At 70.9% G+C, this 20,983-nt stretch carries 16 protein-coding genes; 3 read left to right on the forward strand and 13 right to left on the reverse strand.

Going from position 1 to position 20,983, the window contains the following annotated elements:
* Nucleotides 1–127: 127 nt before the first annotated feature.
* The 3 genes from P1P70_RS14040 to P1P70_RS14050 all read right to left on the reverse strand — a co-directional run bounded on the left by P1P70_RS14040 (nt 128) and on the right by P1P70_RS14050 (nt 4,498).
* Nucleotides 128–322 (reverse strand): acyl-CoA carboxylase subunit epsilon, encoded by a 195-nt coding sequence (locus P1P70_RS14040; protein ID WP_319237172.1) that lies wholly within the window; start codon nt 320–322, stop codon nt 128–130.
* Between the two features lie 57 nt (nt 323–379).
* Complete coding sequence (locus tag P1P70_RS14045; RefSeq protein ID WP_319237173.1) at nt 380–1,963, reverse strand: acyl-CoA carboxylase subunit beta; 1,584 nt, start codon at nt 1,961–1,963, stop codon at nt 380–382.
* 165 nt (nt 1,964–2,128) lie between these two features.
* On the reverse strand, nt 2,129–4,498 hold the full coding sequence (locus tag P1P70_RS14050) for a polysaccharide lyase 8 family protein (RefSeq protein ID WP_319237174.1): 2,370 nt from the start codon (nt 4,496–4,498) through the stop codon (nt 2,129–2,131).
* Between the two features lie 146 nt (nt 4,499–4,644).
* Here P1P70_RS14050 and P1P70_RS14055 point away from each other — a divergent pair, with 146 nt between their 5' ends.
* Entirely contained in the window at nt 4,645–5,262 is a 618-nt protein-coding gene (locus P1P70_RS14055) for a YceI family protein (RefSeq protein ID WP_319237175.1), read from the forward strand.
* Nucleotides 5,263–5,475: 213 nt separating this feature from the next.
* On the opposite strand, the gene P1P70_RS14060 is transcribed toward P1P70_RS14055, so the two are convergent.
* Both P1P70_RS14060 and P1P70_RS14065 read right to left on the reverse strand, forming a co-directional pair.
* Nucleotides 5,476–6,081 (reverse strand): YdeI/OmpD-associated family protein, encoded by a 606-nt coding sequence (locus P1P70_RS14060; RefSeq protein ID WP_319237176.1) that lies wholly within the window; start codon nt 6,079–6,081, stop codon nt 5,476–5,478.
* A 141-nt stretch (nt 6,082–6,222) separates the two neighbouring features.
* Nucleotides 6,223–7,095 (reverse strand): aminoglycoside phosphotransferase family protein, encoded by an 873-nt coding sequence (locus tag P1P70_RS14065; RefSeq protein WP_319237177.1) that lies wholly within the window; start codon nt 7,093–7,095, stop codon nt 6,223–6,225.
* A gap of 264 nt (nt 7,096–7,359) precedes the next feature.
* On the opposite strand from P1P70_RS14065, the gene P1P70_RS14070 reads away from it, so the two are divergent.
* The gene (locus P1P70_RS14070) at nt 7,360–8,142 is read left to right on the forward strand and encodes a serine protease (protein WP_319237178.1); all 783 of its coding nucleotides are present in this window, start codon (nt 7,360–7,362) and stop codon (nt 8,140–8,142) included.
* A 135-nt stretch (nt 8,143–8,277) separates the two neighbouring features.
* Here P1P70_RS14070 and P1P70_RS14075 read toward each other — a convergent pair whose 3' ends face one another.
* From P1P70_RS14075 to P1P70_RS14095, 5 genes are all read right to left on the reverse strand, one after another.
* On the reverse strand, nt 8,278–9,666 hold the full coding sequence (locus tag P1P70_RS14075) for a hypothetical protein (RefSeq protein WP_319237179.1): 1,389 nt from the start codon (nt 9,664–9,666) through the stop codon (nt 8,278–8,280).
* Nucleotides 9,667–9,995: 329 nt separating this feature from the next.
* Nucleotides 9,996–11,600, reverse strand: a complete 1,605-nt coding sequence (gene cimA / locus P1P70_RS14080) for a citramalate synthase (RefSeq protein ID WP_319237180.1) — start codon at nt 11,598–11,600, stop codon at nt 9,996–9,998.
* A 365-nt stretch (nt 11,601–11,965) separates the two neighbouring features.
* On the reverse strand, nt 11,966–13,165 hold the full coding sequence (locus P1P70_RS14085) for a hypothetical protein (RefSeq protein ID WP_319237181.1): 1,200 nt from the start codon (nt 13,163–13,165) through the stop codon (nt 11,966–11,968).
* Between the two features lie 390 nt (nt 13,166–13,555).
* Entirely contained in the window at nt 13,556–14,644 is a 1,089-nt protein-coding gene (locus tag P1P70_RS14090; protein WP_319237182.1) for a branched-chain amino acid aminotransferase, read from the reverse strand.
* Between the two features lie 261 nt (nt 14,645–14,905).
* Nucleotides 14,906–15,949 carry a 3-isopropylmalate dehydrogenase gene (locus P1P70_RS14095; RefSeq protein ID WP_319237183.1) on the reverse strand — a complete coding sequence of 348 codons (1,044 nt, stop codon included), beginning with the start codon at nt 15,947–15,949 and terminating at the stop codon, nt 14,906–14,908.
* Nucleotides 15,950–16,115: 166 nt separating this feature from the next.
* On the opposite strand from P1P70_RS14095, the gene P1P70_RS14100 reads away from it, so the two are divergent.
* On the forward strand, nt 16,116–17,723 hold the full coding sequence (locus P1P70_RS14100) for a metallophosphoesterase family protein (RefSeq protein ID WP_319237184.1): 1,608 nt from the start codon (nt 16,116–16,118) through the stop codon (nt 17,721–17,723).
* Between the two features lie 90 nt (nt 17,724–17,813).
* On the opposite strand, the gene P1P70_RS14105 is transcribed toward P1P70_RS14100, so the two are convergent.
* The 3 genes from P1P70_RS14105 to P1P70_RS14115 all read right to left on the reverse strand — a co-directional run bounded on the left by P1P70_RS14105 (nt 17,814) and on the right by P1P70_RS14115 (nt 20,883).
* A complete protein-coding gene (locus tag P1P70_RS14105; protein ID WP_005479955.1) occupies nt 17,814–17,945 on the reverse strand; it encodes a hypothetical protein in 132 nt (43 codons plus the stop codon).
* Between the two features lie 329 nt (nt 17,946–18,274).
* Entirely contained in the window at nt 18,275–19,906 is a 1,632-nt protein-coding gene (pruA, locus tag P1P70_RS14110) for an L-glutamate gamma-semialdehyde dehydrogenase (protein ID WP_319237185.1), read from the reverse strand.
* Between the two features lie 50 nt (nt 19,907–19,956).
* Entirely contained in the window at nt 19,957–20,883 is a 927-nt protein-coding gene (locus P1P70_RS14115) for a proline dehydrogenase family protein (protein ID WP_319237186.1), read from the reverse strand.
* Between the last annotated feature and the right edge of the window lie 100 nt (nt 20,884–20,983).

The raw sequence follows: 20,983 nt of genomic DNA on the forward strand, positions 1-20,983 counted from the left end.
GCAAAACGCTCGGCTGGGAAACCCCAGCCGAGCGCCTGCACAAACTGCTCGCGGCCTGATCAACACAACCACGTGTTGCGACGACCCCTAGAAAGCACCAAGGATGGGGGCCCTTTCAAGCCAAGGCTCAGCGCCAGCTGTGCGGCGCCCTGAACCCCGGCTCGCGCTCCAGGCGGCGCCAGCCCGCACGGAGGCGGCCCCGGTGGACCGGGGTGGCCTCGCTCGGCTGCGCGGCCGCTCGGGCCATCAGCAGCGCGGTGATCGCGGCCACTTCCTCCGGCTCGGCGTGGCCCTTCTCGACGCGAATATCAGGCAGCTTCATGGGTGTCAGTCTCCGTGGATGAGGTTTCCGCAGGGGTACCGCGAAGGAACCGGCGGGTTACTGCGGCGGGTTGCCGTGCTTGCGGGACGGCAGGTCCGCGTGCTTGGTGTGGAGCATCGCCAGGGAGCGGATGAGGACCGCGCGGGTGTCCGCGGGGTCGATCACGTCGTCCACGAGGCCGCGCTCGGCCGCGTAGTACGGGTGCATCAGCTCGGCCTTGTACTCCTTGACCATCCGGACCCGCATGGCCTCGGGGTCCTCGGCCTCGGCGATCTGGCGCCGGAAGATGACGTTGGCGGCACCTTCGGCGCCCATGACGGCGATCTCGTTGGTCGGCCACGCGTACGTGAGGTCGGCCCCGATGGACTGGCTGTCCATGACGATGTAGGCACCTCCGTACGCCTTGCGCAGGATCAGGGAGATCCGGGGCACGGTCGCGTTGCAGTAGGCGTACAGCAGCTTCGCGCCGTGGCGGATGATTCCACCGTGCTCCTGGTCGACGCCCGGGAGGAAGCCGGGTACGTCCAGGAGAGTGACGATCGGGATGTTGAAGGCGTCGCACATCTGCACGAAGCGCGCGGCCTTTTCGCTGGCCTCGATGTCGAGGACGCCCGCGAGGGACTGCGGCTGGTTGGCGACGATGCCGACGACCTGGCCGTCGAGCCGACCCAGGGCGCAGATGATGTTGCGGGCCCAGCGCTCGTGGACCTCCAGGTAGTCGCCGTCGTCGACGATCTCCTCGATGACCTTGGTCATGTCGTACGGCCGGTTGCCGTCGGCCGGGACCAGGTCGAGGAGGACGTCGCTGCGGCGGTCCACCGGGTCGGAGGGCTCCACGCGCGGCGGGTTCTCGCGGTTGTTCTGGGGGAGCATCGACAGGAGGTAGCGCACCTCGGCGATGCAGGTCTCCTCGTCGTCGTACGCGAAGTGCGCCACGCCGGAGGTCTCGGCGTGCACGTCCGCGCCGCCCAGGCCGTTCTGCGTGATCTCCTCGCCGGTGACCGCCTTGACGACGTCCGGGCCGGTGATGAACATCTGCGAGGTCTCGCGGACCATGAACACGAAGTCGGTCAGGGCGGGGCTGTAGGCCGCGCCGCCCGCGCAGGGGCCCAGCATGACCGAGATCTGCGGGATGACACCCGACGCCCTGGTGTTGCGCTGGAAGATGCCGCCGTAACCGGCCAGCGCGGAGACACCCTCCTGGATACGGGCACCCGCGCCGTCGTTGAGCGAGACCAGCGGGGCACCGGCCGCGATGGCCATGTCCATGATCTTGTGGATCTTCGTGGCGTGGGCCTCGCCCAGCGCCCCGCCGAAGATCCGGAAGTCGTGCGCGTAGACGAAGACCGTACGGCCCTCCACCGTGCCCCAGCCGGTGACGACACCGTCGGTGTACGGCTTCTTGGCCTCCAGACCGAATCCGGTGGCCCGGTGCCGGCGCAGCTGCTCGACCTCGTTGAAGGAGCCCGGGTCCAGCAGCAGCTCGATGCGCTCCCGGGAGGTCAGCTTGCCCTTGGCGTGCTGCGCCTCGGTCGCCTTCTCGCTGGGGCCGGCCAACGCCTGGGCACGGATCTCGTGCAGTTCGGCCACTCGCCCGCGCGCGTCCGTCGGCTCACCCGGTGCCTCATCCAAAACGGTCATGTAGCGACCTTACGAAGCCGAGCGAGGAAAGCGGTCCGTCGACTCCGTACAGTCTCCGGCGTGTTTTCCTGGTACCCCTGAACAGAACCTCGTCGGCATGCAGTCGAACCGACTGCTCAGGGGGTGGGGGGCTTGTAGGGGTCGCACAAAGGCGGGTCGGGCCTCTCAGGGGAGAGTCAGGTCACAGGTGTGGGTGGCGCAGGCCGTGCCGGGTGTGACGCGGAGCCGTAGCCGGCCGGGGGCCGACTCCAGCACCTCGACCGGTTCGTCCGCCCGGACCACCGTGCGGAACGGGCCACTCCAGATGATCTCCACGGGCTCGCCGGTGCGGGGCGGTTCGCTCACGCAGAGAGTAGCGCTCCTCCCCCGGCGGCGTAGCAGCACGCTCGCCCCGGCAGAGGCCGTGAGCGGGCCCACCGTACCGGGCTGCCAGAAGTTGGCGGCGAGCAGCCCCAGGGAGGGGACGTGAACGGCCTGGCAGGCGCTGTCGTTGGCGAGGATCGACAACCAGCGCCGGTCGGCGGAACGGGCCTCCACGGCGCCGCGGGACGCTCCGGGCATGAGCAGATAGGCGTAGCCGGCGTTCACCGGATCGGTGCCGTGGTCCAGCCAGAGGGTCTGCCAGCGCCGGGTGCGGCGCTCGGTCGTACCGCCGGTGTTGATGTCCGACCAGGCGCCGGCGCGGTCCTCGCGGAGGGTCCGCAGGACGGGCCCCCCGGGCCGGCTGGTACCCGCTGTCGGGTCCGAGAAGACCCAGCCGCCGTGACCCTCCAGATGTGCCCAGAGCCGACCGCGCAGGAGGGGCTGGGGAGCCGCCGTGGCGCCGCTCTCCCCCAGGTTCCGGTTGTCGACCACCGTTTCCACCGGCACCCCGTCGGCGCAGGTGATGCCCGCCCCGAGACAGATGACGGAGTCCGCGACGCAGAACCAGGACTTGTGGGCCCGGAGCGTGGAACCGAGGCCCGCGAGATGCTGACCGACGGCGGCGTACTCGCCGTCGGTCGTACCGCCGACCCAACGGACCGCGGGCTTCGGCGCGCCCCATTCGCCGCCCTCCCGGTCGGCGAGCCGCTTGGTGGAGACGGTGGTGCCGGGGAGGCGGTACCAGTCGACGGTGGGCCAGAACCAGTTCGTGTACTGGTCGCCGTGCCCGTCGGCCCACCACAGGGTCGCCCCCGATCCCGTGTGCCAGCCGCGCGGGTTCTCACCGTTGCCGCACTCGTAGTGGGCGATGCGGTCGGAGGCCATGGCGATGTTCACGGTGAAGGCGGGGCGGCGGTGGACGGCCCGGTCCATGGCGGGGAAGAGACGGTGGCCGACGGGTTCGGGCGCGGCGGCGACCGGGGAGGCGGCGACGGCGTGCAGCCGGGCCAGGTCCGCGACACCGAACTGTCGCGCCGTGAGGATCGGTGTCACCGTGTCGCGTTCGATCCACCCCTTGATCCGCCCGTGCCACCGCTCGCGCTCGGCGGGGCCGGCGCCGAGCGCGAGCAGCGCGATCGCGGCGATGACCCCCTGCCCGTGGAAGTGGTCGCCGCGCATGATGTGCCGGTCGTCGCCCCTGAGGTAACCCCGGCTGATGGCACGGCCGTTGACGCTGTCCATCACCAGCCCGTCGAGGACGAGCGGGGCGTAGGCCCGCTCCACGGCGTCGAACACGATCTGCCGGTTCGGATCGGTGACGGCCCAGCCCGACCCGGTCAGCAGCGCGAAGAGCCTGCCCAGTCCGTCGAGCATGACCTGCCCGTACGTGCCCGAGTAGGCGACCCAGGTGTGCTGCACGAACGAGCCGTCGACGTAGAGGCCGTCGCCCCGGGTGACGTACGGGAAGACGGGTGACAGGGCGTCGCGGGCGAGGGCGATCTTCTCGGGGGCACGGCCGAGGATGCCGCGCAGGGCCACGGAGCGGCAGAGGTCGACGCGGTTGGCGCCGGTGGAGGTGCCGGTGTGGTCGCGGAGCATCGTGTCGGGGATGAAGTGGTCGATCGCCGCGCAGGCGTCGACCCTGCGGGCGGGGGTCAGTTCGTCGTACAGGGCGGCGACGATGTCCAGCAGGAGGCGGGGGCTGCCGATCTGCCACTCCCACCAGTTTCCGTAGCGGGTGGTGCCGGGGTGGTAGACGGTGGCGGTGAGGTGGTCGAGGCCGCGCAGGACGTCCGCGAGGAGGGCGGTGTCGCCGGTGCGGCCGGTGCCGGGCTGGGCGTACGCCTGGGCCATCGTCCACAGGCGGCTGTAGCTCTGGGTGATTCCGGCGGGCGGGTCGAAGGGGTGGCCCGGCCAGAGGGAGTTCACGGTGGGCGCCATGGCCGCGCGGAAGGCGTGGGCCAGGTCGCCGGTCTCGCGCAGGCGCGTGGCGTAGGGCTCGGCGGTGGGGTCGTAGCCCTCGCCGAGCGCGATGGCGAGCCAGCGGCGGCGGAGGGTGTCGTACTCGTCGGCGGCGTACTCGTCGGCGGCGTGGGCGGGGTCGGGGGCGGTCGCGGCCGCCAGGGTCGTGGCGAGGAGGAGGACGGTCCGGCGTGTGGGGGTCATGGCCATGCCGTGTACCACTGGGGCGCCGCCGGATCAACAACGAGTGACACGATGATCACCGAGCCGACACGGTTGAAACTTGAACGGAATAGGTCTACGGTGGGCCGTGTCAGTTGGTTGAACATTGAACGACATCACTCAAGGAGCACGTCATGGGCATCTTCGGCCGCAGCAACTCGACCACCGAGACCGCCACCACCCCGGCGACCGTCTCCGCGGTGAACCCCGAACTCGCCGCGCTGACCGGTGACTACTCGATCGACGCGTCCCACACCACGATCGGCTTCACGGCCCGCCACGCCATGGTCACCAACGTCAAGGGCGCCTTCCTCGACTTCTCCGGCAGCCTGCACCTGGACGGCACGGACCCGTCCCTGTCCACCGCCTCCATCGACGTCAAGATGGAGAGCATCGACACCGGCAACGCCGACCGGGACGGTCACCTGAAGAGCGCGGACTTCTTCAGGACGGAGGAGTTCCCGACGATGACCTTCCGCTCGACGAAGGCGGAGGCCCTCGGCGGCGACGACTACCGCATCACCGGCGACCTCTCCATCCTCGGCACGACCAGGCCGCTCACCATCGACCTGGAGTTCAACGGCGCCGCCAAGGACCCCTTCGGCAACGAGCGCGTCGGCTTCGAGGGCAAGGCGGAGATCCTGCGTTCCGAGTGGGGCCTGACGTGGAACGCGGCGCTGGAGACCGGCGGCGTTCTGGTCTCGGACAAGATCAAGCTCACCTTCGACATCTCGGCGATCCGCAACGCCTGACCCCATCGCCCGGCGACGCCGCGCGGTTCCGACGCACCGCCCAGCACCCTCGCCCTTCGACTGCCCCATGGGCAGGAGGGCGGGGGCGCGGCATGTCTGCGGCGGGCGAGGAGCGCGGCGGCAGGGGGCGAGACAGGTCCGGATGCGGGCGCCCGGCGGGGTGTTCGAGGGCGGACGCCGCCGCAGGGCCGCCCCCCCGTCCGCCCGCGTACGTCACCGGGCAGCTCGCCCGTCCTCCGGTGTCGCCGTTGCCGTCGCCGCCAGCCTCTCCACCGCCGCGGCCGACCGAGCCTCACGCTGACCCGGGGTACGCGCCCGCAGCACGCCGAGCATGGCGAAGTACCGCTCCGTCCTGCCGAGCCCGTCGAAGGCGGCCTTCGCCCGGGGGTTCCGCGCCAGCGCGGCCGCGAGGTCGTCGGGGACGACGGCGTTCCTCTGCGACTCGTACGCCGCCGCCCACCGGCCGTCCGCCCGCGCGGCGGCCACCTCCGCGAGACCACCGGACCGCATCCGCCCGGCGGCGGTCAGCTCCGCCACCCGCCGCACGTTCACCATCGACCAGTCGGCGCCCGGCCGGCGCGGGGTGATCCGCTGGAGGAAGTACGAGGCGTCGAGACGGCGTCGGCTGCTGGTGATCCACCCGTGGCAGAGGGCGATGTCATTCACCTCACCGGCACCGACGGAACGGATCCCGGTCCCCTTCTTGGCGACCTTGACCCAGAGGTCGCCGGAGGGTGGGGCCGGGTGGGCGGCCAGCCAGGCGTCGAGGTCTTCGGCGTCGGGGAACGCGCGGGCTTCCGAGGCTTCGGGAGTGGTCATGCCCGCACGGTAGGCGGCATCCAGGACCGCTTCGGTCCTAGATGTGGCTTCACGGAGCTTGATGCGCTTCGCGGTCCCGGACTCGGTCGGCGGGCGGCTTCGGTTCTGGACGCGGCCACGGTTCCCCACACGGCCACGGTCCTAGACGACCGCGTCCTCCAGCACCTGGTCGAGCACCCTGCGCTGCCGCCCGTCCGGGTCGGGGCTGGACAGTCCCGCCGTACTCACCAGGGCCTTCCACAGCGCCCAGCCCCGGGCCCGTCGCCAGGCGTCGGCGGGCAGGCCGACGGCCTCGCGGAAGACCTTCCGTTCCTCGCCGGTGAAGTGGTTCCAGGCGATGACGAGGTCGCAGGCGGGGTCGCCGACGCCGGAGGAACCGAAGTCGATGACGGCGGAGAGAGCCCCGTCCGTGGTCAGGAGGTTCCCGACGGAGACGTCGCCGTGGAACCAGGCGGGCGGGGAGGGCCAGGCGGACGTCAGCGCCTCGGCCCACACGGCCCGGCAGGCGGCGACGTCGACGGAGTCCGCCAGCCGCTCGATGGCGGCCTCGACCTCGTCGCCGTAGACGCTGGGATGGCAGCCACGGAAGTACGAGTGCCTGCCGGCGGCCGGGCCGCGCCCGACGGGCGCCTCGCGCAGCCGGGTGAGGAAGTCGCCGAGGTCGCGGGCGAGACGGGTCCGGTCGACGCCCGTCGCGGCCTCGACCGTCTCCCCCGGGAGCCACCGCCGCACCGACCACGGGAACGGGTACCCCTCCCCCGGCGTTCCGACGGCGACCGGCTCCGGCACGGGCAGCGGCACGTGCCGGGCCAGCTCGGGCAGACAGCGGTCCTCCTTGGCCACAGCGGCCACATAGCCCTCCGCGCTGGGCAGCCGGACCGACAGCCGGTCCCCGAGCCGGAAGGTCCGGTTGTCCCAGCCCTGCCGGTCGACGGCTCTGACGGGAAGGTCCTCCCACTGCGGGAACTGGCTTGAGATCAGGGCGCGTACGAGCTCGGGCGAGATGTCGATCACCGAGTCAGTGTGCGCACTCCTCCGGCGCGGCCGCACTCCCTTTTCCGCGGGACGGTTCCTCGGTGGAAGTGAAGCTGGCTGGTTCGCGCCTCTTGTGTGGGGGGTTACGGCGTTCTCATAATCCAGCAACAGAAATTGACCTGGGCATGCCATCCAGGGTGATTTCCTGGCGCCTCATTGGCATGTCTGCGTCATGTCTGCGGTTCGGCAGTACGCGTCATCGAACGACTCATCGCATGTCAACCCCCCACGGAAGGCATCACGTTGAAGCGACTCATCACCGCCCTGAAGAGATGTGCGGCTGTCGGCGCCGCCGCGCTCGCGATCGCCAGTCTGCAGCCCGTGTCGACGGCCACGGCCGCGCCGGCGCCGGTGGTCGGCGGCACGCGGGCCGCGCAGGGCGAGTTCCCGTTCATGGTCCGGTTGTCGATGGGCTGTGGCGGCGCGCTGTACACGCAGCAGATCGTGCTCACGGCCGCGCACTGTGTCGGCGCGACCGGCAACAACACCGGCATCACGGCCACGGCCGGCGTCGTGGACCTGCAGAGCACCAGCGGCCGGGTCCAGGTCCGCTCGACCAAGGTGTACCGGGCCCCCGGCTACAACGGCGACGGCAAGGACTGGGCGCTCATCAAGCTCGCCTCGCCCATCAACCTCCCGACGCTGAAGATCGCCACGACCACCGCGTACAACTCCGGCACCTTCACGGTCGCCGGCTGGGGCGCGGCCACGCAGGGCGGCGCCCAGCAGCGGTACATGCTCAAGGCGACCGTGCCGTTCGTGAGCGACGCGACCTGCCGTTCCTACAGCGGCTACAGCGGGCTCATCCCCGGCGAGGAGATCTGCGCCGGGTACGCGGCGGGTGGCGTCGACACCTGCCAGGGCGACTCCGGCGGTCCGATGTTCCGCCGGGACAACGCCAACCAGTGGATCCAGGTCGGCATCGTCAGCTGGGGCATAGGCTGCGCCAAGCCCAACGCGCCCGGTGTCTACACCGAGGTGTCCACCTTCGCGTCGCAGATCGCGTCGGCCGCGGCCACTCTCTGAGCGGGGCACCGCACCGCTTCCGTACGACGTCCACGGGCCCGGCGGCTCCCAGCGCCGGGCCCGTGCTCGTGCCCACGCCCCCTGGTAGCGGCTCGCGGCCTACGGCTTGCGGGCGGCCCGCGTCGGGGCGGGGCCTCAGAAGCCTCCGCCGAAGTCGCCGCCGCCCCCGAAGTCACCGCCCCCGCCGTAGTCACCGCCGCCGAAGCCGCCGGTGAAGTCGTCCGTGTCGAAGTCACCGCCCGAGACGTCTCCGCCGCCGTAGCCGGAGTCCGCGCCGAAGTCGCCGTAACCGGAGCCGTACATGGCGGCGTACGAGGGGGTGGCCATCATGCTGCCCAGCATGGTGCCGACGAGGAGGCCGGGGAGGAGGCCGCCGCCGTAGTAACCGCCCGCCCAGGGACCGTAGGCCGGGCCTGCGTCCCAGTACGGGCGGCGGGCGCCGGACACCGTCTCCACCTCGCGGATCATGGGGTCCTGGCCGTCGGCGAGGCGGGCCCGGTCGGCGGCGCAGACCGGCACCTCGCGTGCGGTCCCGACGCCCGGGGCCCACAGGACGTCCGCGACCGACGGACCGTGACGGGGGTCGAAGAAGCAGGGGGCGCGGCGCTCCGGCAGGGGGCGGCCCTCCCTGCGGGCGGCAAGCTGCGCCAGGGAGAAGCGGCCGTCCTCCAGGGTCTGGGTGACCGTGCGGACCTCCTCGGGGCGGGTGGCCGCCGCCATGAGGGACTTTGCCTTCTCGTAGGCGTCCAGGGCCCGTTCGTAGTCGGCGCGCATCGCGTCGTCGGCGCCAGCCTCGGCGGGGTGGAAGTCCAGACGCTCCAGTTCCTCGCCGAAGGCCGTGATGTCCTCGTCCACCACCACGGCGAGCTTGGCCAGCGCCTCGCGCCGTTCCTCCTCCTTACGGCTACGGTTGCGGCGGACCAGCGCGTACGCGCCGACGCCGCCCGCGGCCACGACCGCGCCGGCCGCTGCCAGGGCGCCGACGTCCACGCCCGCGTCGGCGCCGTCGCTCCAGCTCGACGGGGCCGTGCCGCCGGGGTTGCTGCGCAGGGCGTCGTCCACGAAGTCGTTGAGCTGGGCCTTCGGGTCGCCGGCGCCCTGGACCGCCGTGACCAGGTTGGCGACGGCCTCCTGACTCAGGACACTGCTGTCGGCCCGGGCGTCGAAGCGGTCGCCGAGGCGGACACCGTAGAGGCCGGTCACACCCGTCTCGGTGCGGAGGTTCTGGAAGAGGTTCTCGGTCGGGTAGCCGGGCGGGAGGACCGCCACGAAGATCGGCTCGTCCGCGTCCTCGATCTTGTCCGCGAGGGCCTCGGCGTCCGTCGCGGAGAGCAGGTCGGTGGCGGCCGGGTCGACGTAGACCGGGCTCTCGCGCAGGGCCGCGGCCACCGTGGACAGGTCGGTGGCCGCGTGTGCGCTCGGCGCACCGACCGACAGCACCGCCAGCACCGCCAGGGCCGCCGCGGCGAGCGGGGCGATCAGCAGGCGGAGGAGGAGACGACGTCGACTCGGTACGCCTTTCATATCTTCGAAGCTACCTCGATCGTCACGAAAACGGACAATTCGATCAACGGGGGCCTGTGAGTGCCTGGATGCCGGTGACCGTGCAGGTGCTCGACTTGGTGACGTGATGGCAGTCGATGCCGGGTGCGTTTTCGGGGTGCGTTTTCGGGGTGCGCCGTCGGGTGCGGTCCGGTGGGGGTTCTCGCGCGGTTCCCCGCGCCCCTTTTTTCGGGCCTGCGGCCCTCAGGCAAAATGCGCGGGGCGCAGCCCCTGCTTTTGTGGGGCGCGAGGAACCGCGCGACCAGCCCCCACGCACTCGCGCCCGGGAACGCGCCCGCACCCACCCGGGCCTACTCCGCCGGCTCAACCCCCGCCCGCAGCAACCCGTACGTGTAAGCGTCCTCCAGCGCCTGCCACGACGCGGCGATCACGTTGTCCGCCACGCCCACCGTGGACCACTCCCCCGTACCGTCCGTCGTGGAGATCAGCACCCGCGTCGTGGAGTTGGTGCCGTGCTTGCCCTCCAGGATGCGGACCTTGTAGTCGACCAGCTCCAGCTTCGCGAGCTGGGGGTAGATCTTCTCCAGGGCGACGCGCAGGGCGCGGTCGAGCGCGTTGACGGGGCCGTTGCCCTCGGCCGTGGCGACGATGCGCTCGCTCTTGGCCCACAGCTTGACCGTGGCCTCGTTGGCGTGGCTGCCGTCGGGGCGGTCCTCGACGATGGCCCGCCACGACTCGGTGCGGAAGTACCGCTGCGGCGTGCCCGCGACCTCGTCGCGCAGCAGGATCTCGAAACTGGCGTCGGCGGCCTCGTAGGTGTAGCCCCGCAGTTCGCGCTCCTTGACCCGCTCGACGACCCGGCCGACCAGCTCGCGGTCGTCGCCGAGGTCGACGCCCAGCTCCTTGCCCTTGAGCTCGATGGAGGCGCGGCCGGCCATGTCGGAGACCAGCATCCGCATGGTGTTGCCGACCTGCTCGGGGTCGATGTGCTGGTACAGGTCCGGGTCGACCTTGATCGCGGAGGCGTGCAGGCCGGCCTTGTGCGCGAAGGCGGAGACACCGACGTACGGCTGGTGCGTGGAGGGCGTGAGGTTGACGACCTCGGCGATCGCGTGCGAGATCCGCGTCATCTCGCGCAGGGCGCCCTCGGGGAGGACCTTCTTGCCGTACTTCAGCTCCAGCGCGGCGACGACCGGGAAGAGGTTGGAGTTGCCGACGCGCTCGCCGTAGCCGTTGGCGGTGCACTGGACGTGGGTGGCGCCGGCGTCGACGGCGGCCAGGGTGTTGGCGACCGCGCAGCCGGTGTCGTCCTGGGCGTGGATGCCGAGCCTGGCACCGGTGTCGGCGAGGACGGTCGCCACGACGGCCTGGACCTGGGCGGGGAGCATGCCACCGTTGGTGTCGCAGAGGATCACCACGTCGGCGCCGGCCTCGGCGGCGGTGCGGACGACGGCCTTGGCGTACTCGGGGTTGGCCCGGTAGCCGTCGAAGAAGTGCTCACAGTCGACGAAGACCCGGCGGCCCTGGGAACGGAGGTACGACACCGTGTCGCGCACCATCTCCAGGTTCTCGTCGAGGGTGGTGCGCAGGGCGAGTTCCACATGACGGTCGTGGGACTTCGCGACCAGGGTGATCACCGGGGCGCCGGAGTCGAGCAGGGCGTTGACCTGCGGGTCCTCGCTCGCCTTCCCGCCCGCGCGGCGGGTCGCGCCGAACGCGACCAGCTGGGCGTGCTTGAAGTCGATCTCCTTCCGCGCGCGGGCGAAGAACTCGGTGTCGCGCGGGTTCGCGCCGGGCCAGCCGCCCTCGATGAAGCCGACGCCGAAGTCGTCCAGGTGCCGTGCGATGGCCAGCTTGTCCGCGACGGTGAGGTTGATGCCCTCGCGCTGGGCGCCGTCGCGCAGCGTGGTGTCGAAGACGTGGAAGGAGTCGTCGAGTTCGCTGGTTTCCGTCATGGTGTCAAGGCTCCTGCTGTTGGATCCCGCTGGATCTCGGTCTGTACCGGAATGACCGGCTCCACCGCCCCCAATGGTCCCTCACGCTGCGCTCCCGGCTGAAGGTGGGCCAGAAAAGCGAAAAACCCCTCGCGGGTGCGAGAGGTCTGCGCGCGGGTCGAGGACGACGGTGTCCACCCGTACCTGGTCGTACGTGGTGGTCACTGCGGACCGGCGCGCCTGCTGCCAATAATCATGGCGAACGAGAGCACGGGGGGCAGTCTGGCACAGACCGCCCCCGCCCTCACCGTCCGTCTCAGGATGCGAACAGTGCGCTGATCACCTCACGGTCATCGCCGTCACCGCCGTCACCGCCGTCACCGCAGTCACCGGGTATGGCGTACGAAGACGTCCCGGGCGTCGTTGGTGTCGCCGGCCGGGACGAGGGCCGGGTCGCGGGACTCGAAGGCGACGCGGCCGCCGCCGTCGGCGATCGCCCCCGGTGCGACGGACGCCGTGGCGGTGCCCCCGGTGGTGTCCGGGGTGAGCAGGACCGTGGTGCCCTTCTTCAGGTCCCGGAGATGGACCGGGTGCTCCGAGCCGTCCCGGCTGCCCGTTTCCTCCACCCACGAGGTGAAGGTGACGAAGCGTCCGTCGGCGCTGACGGCGGGGTCACGGGTGTGGGCGTTGCGCGGTCCGCCGTGGGTGGCGTGCAGCCGCCGGTTCTTTCCGGTGGCGACGGTGTGCACGAACACGTTCCAGCTGCCGTCGTCGTCGTTCGGGATCAGACGGGTGTCCCGGGACTCGAAGACGACCGTCCGTCCGTCGCCGCTGATCGAGGGTTCCAGGGACTCCCGCTCGGTCGGCGAACCGTCGTGGGAGCGGTCGATCTGGGTGCGCTCGCCCGTGGCGCGGTCGAACATCCAGACGTCACCCCAGTCGTCGCCGCGCGGCCCGTTGGCGTAGGTGTACTGGTAGACGACCCGGTCGCCGTCGTCGCTGACGGTCGGGGCGAAGGCGTTGCGGGTCTCCCAGGTCGGCTTCGGGTGGCTGATCCGCTCGGTGGTCCCCTTGGCCCGGTCGCGCAGGAAGACGACGTAGCCCTCGTCGGACGAGGCGACGAAGACGGCGTGGCGGGCGTCGGCGCTGAGGGAGAGTTCCCCTGAGGGGGTGAAGCCGTCCGGAAGGCCGGTGTCGAGGCGCTCGGTGCGGCCGGTGCGCCGGTCCAGCAGCCGGAAGGTGCTGCCGACGGCGACGTACCGCCCGTCGGCGCTGATCGACGGGTCCAGGCCGGCCGCGACGCGCTCCAGCTTCCCGGTCCGCAGGTCGCGGACGAAGACACCGCCGGGCTTGCCCGGGACGAGGTCCCGGGCGGTCGAGGAGAAGGCCGCGTACCGGCCGTCGCGGCTGAGCACCACGTGCCCGGAGTCGCCGCCGCCCGCCTTTCCCCGGGGCGTGACGCTGATCGGTTCGGTGCGCGGAGCGGTGGGTGCGGCACCGGCCGGGAGCCCGGTCAGCGCCACCGTGGCCGCGACGAACGCGGCGGTGAGTGCGATGCGTGTGCCGGCGTACAAGATCTGTTCCACCTGCGTGCTCGGTGAACTCCGGTGTGGGGCCCGCCTGTTCGGCGACCCCGGTGGAGCAACACGTCCGCGACCCCGTGGGTGTCGTCCGGGACCAGGTCGTCAGCCGTGGAGGTGAACACCACGGCGCGGCCGTGACGGGTGACCGCGCCCGGGAGCGCGGTGCCGGTCGTGGTCACGAGCCGGAGCACGCCGGTGCCCAGGCCGAGGAGCGCCGGTGGCCGAGCGGGCCGAAGTCGTGCGGGGGTCAGTCGCCGGTGAGGCCGCACGGCGGCCGGATCGCCTTGTGGGTGCCGAGCAGCGCGTGGATCTCCGCCTCCGGCTGCTCGCACACGACAGGGCCGCCGCGGACGCTTCGTCCGCGGCGGCCCTGGTGGTGATCTACGGTCGGCGTCAGCCCAGCTCGTGCATCCAGCCGTGCTTGTCCTCGACCGTGCCGCGCTGGATGTTCAGCAGCGCCTCGCGGAGCTTGAGGGTGACGGGGCCGGGCTCGCCGCCGGACTGCTGCCAGGCGGCGCCGGTGCGCTTGACCGTGCCGACGGGCGTGATGACGGCGGCGGTGCCGCAGGCGAAGACCTCGGTGAGGGCGCCGCTCTCGGAGTCGGCCTGCCACTGGTCGATGGAGATCCGGCCCTCCTCGGCGGTGTAGCCGAGGTCGGCGGCGACCGTCAGCAGGGAGTCACGGGTGACGCCCTCCAGGATGGAGCCGGTGAGGGAGGGGGTGACGATGCGGTCGCCGTACACGAAGTACAGGTTCATGCCGCCGAGTTCCTCGACCCACTTGCGCTCGACCGCGTCGAGGTAGCAGACCTGGGCGCAGCCCTCGGCCGCCGCCTCGGCCTGGGCGAGGAGGGAGGCGGCGTAGTTGCCGCCGGTCTTGGCGTCGCCCATACCGCCGGGCACCGCGCGGACGTGGTCCTCGGAGACCCAGATGGAGACGGGCTGCACGCCGCCGGGGAAGTAGGCGCCGGCCGGGGAGGCGATCACCAGGAAGAGGTACTCGTTCGCCGGCTTGACGCCCAGGCCGACCTCGGTGGCGATCATGAAGGGGCGCAGGTAGAGGGACTCCTCGCCACCGTGGGCCGGGACCCAGGCCTGGTCCTGCCGCACCAGCACGTCGCAGGCCTCGATGAACGTCTCGACCGGCAGTTCCGGCATGCCGAGCCGGCGGGCGGAGGCCTGGAAGCGCCTGGCGTTCTTCTCCGGACGGAAGGTGGCGACGGAGCCGTCCGGCTGCCGGTAGGCCTTCAGGCCCTCGAAGATCTCCTGCGCGTAGTGCAGGACCATGGTGGCCGGGTCCAGCGAGAGCGGCGCGTACGGAACGAGCTGACCGTCGTGCCAGCCGCGGCCCTCGGTCCACTTGATGACGACCATGTGGTCCGTGAAGTGGCGGCCGAAACCGGGGTTGGCCAGGATCGCCTCGCGCTGCGCGTCGGAAAGTGGCGAGGCCGAGGGCTTGAGCTCGATCGTGGGCGTCGTCATGAGTGGTTGTCCTTCACCGGTTGTGTGTGACGGGCCGCGCTCACGTCCGCACTGCCGGTGGCGAGTGCTAGGACGTCCGAGCATTGCCTCATTCGGCGGCTCCGCGTTCGATTATCGCAAGCGGAGTCGGCGGACGAAAACGGCGTGAATGCGACCCGGGGATGATGGTGACACCCGGCGGGACCGTGGGGAAGTCATACGGAAGCCGCCGGGTGCTGGTGCGACCCGGCGGCTCCGAAAGAATTCGAGTGGCGCGGCGGGTCAGCCGGCTACTCGTACGGCGAGGGCGTCGCCGATCTCGGCCGTCGAACGGGCCGGCTTTCCGACGCGCTCCGCGAGGTCGGCGGAGACGGCCTCCTCGATGCGCGCGGCCTCGGCCTCGTAGCCGAGGTGGCGCAGGAGCAGGGCGACGGACAGGACCGTGGCGGACGGGTCGGCCTTGCCCTGACCGGCGATGTCCGGGGCCGAGCCGTGCACGGGCTCGAACATGGACGGGAACTCGCCGGAGGGGTTGATGTTGCCGGAGGCCGCGACGCCGATGCCGCCGGAGACGGCCGCGGCGAGGTCGGTGATGATGTCGCCGAAGAGGTTGTCGGTGACGATCACGTCGAACCGGGCCGGGTCGGTGACCAGGTAGATCGTGGCCGCGTCGACGTGGATGTAGTCGGTGGTGACCTCGGGGAACTCCTCGGCCACCTTGTTGAAGATATTGGTCCACAGGTGACCGGCGAAGGTCAGCACGTTGTTCTTGTGGACGAGGGTGAGCTTCTTGCGCGGGCGGGCCTGGGCGCGGGCGAACGCGTCACGGACCACACGCTCGACACCGAAGGCCGTGTTGACGGAGACCTCGGTGGCGACCTCGTGCTCGGTGCCCTTGCGGATGGTGCCGCCGTTGCCGGTGTAGGGGCCCTCGGTGCCCTCGCGGACCACGACGAAGTCGATCTCGGGCTCGCCGGCGAGCGGGGTGGCGACGCCGGGGAGCAGCTTCGACGGGCGCAGGTTCACGTGGTGGTCGAAGGCGAAGCGGAGCTTGAGCAGGAAGCCGCGCTCCAGGACCCCGGAGGGGACGCTCGGGTCGCCGATCGCGCCGAGCAGGATCGCGTCGTGCTTCTTCAGCGCGTCGAGGTCGGCGTCGGTGAGGGTCTCACCGGTGGCGTGGTAACGCTGGGCGCCGAAGTCGTACTCCTTGGTCTCCAGCTTCACATCCTGCGGAAGGACGGCGGAGAGGACCTTGAGCCCCTGGGCCACGACTTCCTGACCGATGCCGTCACCGGGGATCACTGCGAGATTGAGGCTGCGAGACATGACGGCACCGTACTCCTTGTCCCACGGGATGACACGGGGTGTCCGCGATACGGACGGTACCTCCGACCGCGATCCGGACGGATGATCGGGTGACGCTGCCCACACGTCACCACGCGTTCACCCGTACGGGGGGCGGGTGTTGGGATTCGCTGGGAACTTCGAGAGCATGACCCACCCTTCCAGGGACACACCCCCCGGACCCCCCGTACTCGACTTCGGCATCCCGCCGCGGCTCGCGCGCCGGATGAGCATGGCCGAGCAGTACGAGTACCTGCGTACGAAGTTCTCGCGGCGCCGCACCCTGGTGACGGCGGGCTCGCTGGCGGCGGGCGGGCTGCTGACCGGCTGCGGCGGCTCCGATTCGCCGGCCGCGCCGCACGCGACGACCTCGGCCCCGTCGCCCGCCACGTCGAAGGCGCCCGGTTCCGTCGTCACCCCCTTCGGCCGCCATCTGGCGTTCGGCGCCGACCCGAAGACGCGGATGCGGATCTCCTGGCAGGTGCCGTTCGCGGTGAGAAAACCGTATGTACGGGTGGGTCTGAAGCCCGAGGAGCTGACCCGCAAGGTCGAGGCGGAGGTACGCGACCTGCACACGCCGGGGGTCGAGGGCGTGCGCCTGGAACTGGAGCAGTACTACCTGCACGCGGCCCTGGACGGCCTGCGGCCCGGCACGACGTACTACTACGGCGTCGGCCACGAGGGCTTCGACCCGGCCGACCCGGCCCACCGCTCCACGATCGCCGCCTTCCGTACGGCGCCCGCCGCGCCGGAGACGTTCGTGTTCACCGCGTTCGGCGACCAGGGCGTCGGCAAGGCCGCGGCGGCGAACGACAACCTGATCGTCCGCCAGAAGCCCGCCTTCCACCTCCACGCCGGCGACATCTGCTACGCCAACGGCAATGGCAAGGGTGTGGAGTCGGACGGCTACGACCCGGGGTTCTGGGACCTGTTCCTCAAGCAGAACGAGCCGGTGGCCAGGTCCGTGCCGTGGATGGTGACGACCGGCAACCACGACATGGAGGCCTGGTACTCACCGGACGGCTACGGCGGTCAGCTGGCCCGCTGGTCCCTCCCCGACAACGGCTTCGATCCCCGTGCGGCGCCGGGGGTGTACGCGTTCACCTACGGCAACGTCGGCTTCGTGGCGCTGGACGCGAACGACGTGTCGTACGAGATCCCCGCCAACCTCGGCTACTCGGGCGGTCGGCAGACCGAGTGGCTGGACAGGAAACTGGGGGAGCTGCGGGCCGCGAAGGACGTCGACTTCATCGTCGTCTTCTTCCACCACTGCGCCTACTCGACGTCCTCGCACGCCTCCGACGGCGGTGTCCGTGACGCGTGGCTGCCGCTGTTCACCAAGCACCAGGTGGACCTCGTGGTCAACGGCCACAACCACGTCTACGAGCGGACCGACGCCGTCAAGGGCGGCGGGGTCGGCAGGCCGGTGCCCATCGGCGCGTCGACGGACCCGACCCGGGACGGCATCGTGTACGTCACGGCGGGCGGCGGTGGGCGCGATCTGTACGGCTTCCCGTCCGGCGTGAAGGAGAGCTACGAGGGGCACGTCACCCGCCACGACGCCGTCGAGACGTTCGAGTGGACGAAGTCCCGCAGGTCGAAGACGGAGACGGTGGAGTGGTCGCGGGTGCGCTACCGGGGGTTCTCGCTGCTCTCGGTGGAGGCCGTCGGCGGGGCGCGACCGGCCCTGAAGGTGACGGCGCTGGCGCAGAACGGCGACCGCGTCGACCACTTCGAGGTGCGGCGCGGCACGTGAGTCCACTTCGAGGCGCGGAGCGGCACGTGAGTAGTCCGCTCACGGCCGCACCGCACCCCGATACGGGCGGCTCCCGGCAGGTGGGTGGGCTCAGTGCCCGGTCGAGCCGCCGTTGTCCCTGCGGTCGAGGGCGCGCTGGAGGGCGGCGGCGGCGTTCTTGCGGTCGGACTCGGTGGTCCGGGAAACGTGACGGACTCGGCGGCGGACGGTCGTCTCGGCCATGGGGAATCGACTCCTTCGAGGCAATCCGGAGTACGGAAACGGGAGGGTTGCGAGACGCCGGAAGGGGCGGGGAGCGGGGCCGCAGGGGTTGCCTGCCTCGGGCTCCGGCTCACGACCGCCATTCGCTGGATCGAGCGAGACGTTCGGCTCCTACAAAGCTAGGTGAGCGCGGCGCATCTGTCTCCACAATTAGTCGGACTTCCTACTATCTGAGACGGTGGATTGGGTCACACCGCGCTGACCTGCGGTTTCCATGATCTCGCCGAACGCGGCGGCGCCCGGCCCCTCCATGACGGAAGAGGCCGGGCGCCGCTGGACGGTGGCCGGTGTCAGCCCATGTGCGGGTACGAGTAGTCGGTCGGCGGGACCAGGGTCTCCTTGATGGCGCGGGTCAGGGTCCAGCGCATCAGGTTCTGCGGGGCGCCGGCCTTGTCGTTGGTGCCGGAGGCACGGCCACCGCCGAAGGGCTGCTGGCCGACGACGGCGCCGGTGGACTTGTCGTTGACGTAGAAGTTGCCGGCCGCGTAGCGGAGCCTGTCCATCGTGTACGCGGTGGCCGCGCGGTCGCCCGAGATGACCGAACCCGTCAGGGCGTACGCCGACACCGACTCCATCTGGGTCAGCATCTCCTCGTAGCGGGCGTCCTCGTAGACGTGCACGGCGAGGAACGGGCCGAAGTACTCGGTGGTGAAGACCTCGTTCGTCGGGTCGGTGCACTCGACGACGGTCGGGCGGACGAAGTAGCCGACCGAGTCGTCGTAGGAGCCGCCGGCGACGATCGTGCAGGACGGGTCGGACTTGGCGCGGTCGATGGCGGCCTTGTTCTTGGCGAAGGAGCGTTCGTCGATGACGGCGCCGATGAAGTTGGCCAGATCGGTGACGTCGCCCATGGCCAGGTACTCGACCTCGGCGGCGAACTCCTCCTTGAAGCCGGAGTTCCAGATCGACGCCGGGATGTAGGCCCGGGAGGTCGCGCTGCACTTCTGGCCCTGGTACTCGAAGGCGCCGCGGGTGAGGGCGGTCTTGAGCACCGCGCGGTCGGCGCTCGGGTGCGCGACCACGAAGTCCTTGCCGCCGGTCTCGCCGACGAGACGCGGGTACGACCGGTACTTCTCGATGTTGGCGCCGACCGTCTTCCACAGGTACTGGAAGGTCCTGGTCGAGCCGGTGAAGTGGATACCGGCGAGGTCGCGGTGCTCCAGGGCGACCTTGCTCACCTCGATGCCGTCGCCGGTGACGAGGTTGATGACGCCCTTGGGCAGGCCCGCCTCCTCCAGCAGCCGCATGAGCAGGACGGCGGCGTGGGTCTGCGTCGGCGACGGCTTCCACACCACCACGTTGCCCATCAGCGCCGGTGCGGTCGGCAGGTTGCCCGCGATGGCCGTGAAGTTGAACGGCGTGATCGCGTAGACGAAGCCCTCCAGCGGGCGGTGGTCGAGGCGGTTCCAGACGCCCGGGGAGTTGGCCGGGGGCTGCTCGGCGAGCAGGTCGCGGGCGTACTTGACGTTGAAGCGCCAGAAGTCGACCAGTTCGCAGGGACAGTCGATCTCGGCCTGCTGGGCGGTCTTCGACTGCCCGAGCATGGTGGAGGCGGCCAGCGTCTCGCGCCAGGGGCCGGCGAGGAGGTCGGCGGCGCGCAGGATGATCGCGGCGCGGTCGTCGAAGGACATCGCGCGCCAGGCGGGCGCGGCGGCGAGGGCCGCGTCGATGGCGTCCTGGGCGTCCTGCCCGGTGGCGTTGGCATAGGTGCCGAGGCGGGCCTTGTGGTTGTGCGGCTGCACCACGTCGAAGCGGTCGCCACCGCCCATCCGCCGCTCGCCGCCGATGGTCATCGGCAGGTCGATCGGGTTCTCGGCCAGCTCCTTCAGCTTGACCTCCAGCCGGGCGCGCTCGGGCGAGCCGGGGGCGTAGCCGTGCACCGGCTCGTTGACGGGGGTGGGGACCTGGGTCACAGCGTCCATGGGTTCCGTAACTCCTTACTGAGCGGTGTGTGCGAGCCGTGGTGTGGGGCTCAGCCCTTGCTGACCATGGCGCGGAGGAAGAACCGCAGGTTGGCGGGCTTCTCCGCGAGGCGGCGCATGAAGTAGCCGTACCAGTCCGTGCCGTACGCGGTGTAGACCCGCATCCGGTGGCCTTCGGCGGCGAGCCGCAGGTGCTCGTCGCCGCGGATGCCGTACAGCATCTGGAACTCGTACTCGTCGAGTTTGCGTCCGGCGCGGTGGGCGAGTTCCTGGGTGATGGAGATGAGGCGCGGGTCGTGGGACCCGATCATCGGGTACCCCTCCCCGTCCATGAGGATCTTCAGGACGCGGACGTACGCCTTGTCGATCTCGGCCTTCTGCTGGAAGGCCACGTCGGCGGGCTCCTTGTAGGCGCCCTTCACCAGCCGCACCCGGCTGCCGTTCCCGGCCAGGCGGCGGGCGTCGGCCTCGGTGCGGAAGAGGTAGGCCTGGATGACGCAGCCGGTCTGCGGGAAGTCCCGGCGCAGCTCGTCGTGGATGGCGAACATCGAGTCGAGGGTGGTGTGGTCCTCCGCGTCGAGCGTGACCGTCGTGCCGATCGCGGCGGCGGCCTCGACGACCGGGCGGACGTTGGCGAGGGCCAGCTCGTGGCCGCCGTCGAGGGCCTGGCCGAAGAGGGAGAGCTTCACGGACATCTCGGCGCGCTCACCGAGCTCCAGCTCCTTCAGCCGGTCGATCAGCTCCAGATAGGCGTCACGCGCGGCGGCCGCCTGCTCCGGACGGGTGATGTCCTCGCCGACGACGTCCATCGTCACGTCGAGACCGCGGCCGGTGAGCTCGCGGACGACGGAGACGATGTCGTCGACGCGTTCACCGGGGATGAAGCGGTCGACGACCTGCTTGGTCACGGGCGCCGCCGAGATCAGGCGTCGTATCCGGTCGCTGCGCGACGCGGCGAGAATCACGGGACCCAGCACGGGGCACCTCCACAAACCAGCAGATAGAACCACCGTGAAACCTAAGGATCCCCCCGTTCGCCGACCATCGACAGCTGTCACGTATCCGTGCCGCAGATCT

This window comes from Streptomyces sp. MB09-02B, from assembly GCF_033794485.1.
Taxonomy (GTDB): Bacteria; Actinomycetota; Actinomycetes; order Streptomycetales; family Streptomycetaceae; genus Streptomyces.

What these genes read in the sequence shown, in the direction of transcription:
- P1P70_RS14040 (WP_319237172.1), bottom strand. Translation starts at nt 322, where the DNA reads ATGAAGCTGCCTGATATTCGCGTCGAGAAGGGCCACGCCGAGCCGGAG.
- P1P70_RS14045 (WP_319237173.1), bottom strand. Translation starts at nt 1,963, where the DNA reads ATGACCGTTTTGGATGAGGCACCGGGTGAGCCGACGGACGCGCGCGGG.
- P1P70_RS14050 (WP_319237174.1), bottom strand. Translation starts at nt 4,498, where the DNA reads ATGGCCATGACCCCCACACGCCGGACCGTCCTCCTCCTCGCCACGACC.
- P1P70_RS14055 (WP_319237175.1), top strand. Translation starts at nt 4,645, where the DNA reads ATGGGCATCTTCGGCCGCAGCAACTCGACCACCGAGACCGCCACCACC.
- P1P70_RS14060 (WP_319237176.1), bottom strand. Translation starts at nt 6,081, where the DNA reads ATGACCACTCCCGAAGCCTCGGAAGCCCGCGCGTTCCCCGACGCCGAA.
- P1P70_RS14075 (WP_319237179.1), bottom strand. Translation starts at nt 9,666, where the DNA reads ATGAAAGGCGTACCGAGTCGACGTCGTCTCCTCCTCCGCCTGCTGATC.
- cimA (WP_319237180.1), bottom strand. Translation starts at nt 11,600, where the DNA reads ATGACGGAAACCAGCGAACTCGACGACTCCTTCCACGTCTTCGACACC.
- P1P70_RS14090 (WP_319237182.1), bottom strand. Translation starts at nt 14,644, where the DNA reads ATGACGACGCCCACGATCGAGCTCAAGCCCTCGGCCTCGCCACTTTCC.
- P1P70_RS14095 (WP_319237183.1), bottom strand. Translation starts at nt 15,949, where the DNA reads ATGTCTCGCAGCCTCAATCTCGCAGTGATCCCCGGTGACGGCATCGGT.
- P1P70_RS14100 (WP_319237184.1), top strand. Translation starts at nt 16,116, where the DNA reads ATGACCCACCCTTCCAGGGACACACCCCCCGGACCCCCCGTACTCGAC.
- P1P70_RS14105 (WP_005479955.1), bottom strand. Translation starts at nt 17,945, where the DNA reads ATGGCCGAGACGACCGTCCGCCGCCGAGTCCGTCACGTTTCCCGGACC.
- pruA (WP_319237185.1), bottom strand. Translation starts at nt 19,906, where the DNA reads ATGGACGCTGTGACCCAGGTCCCCACCCCCGTCAACGAGCCGGTGCAC.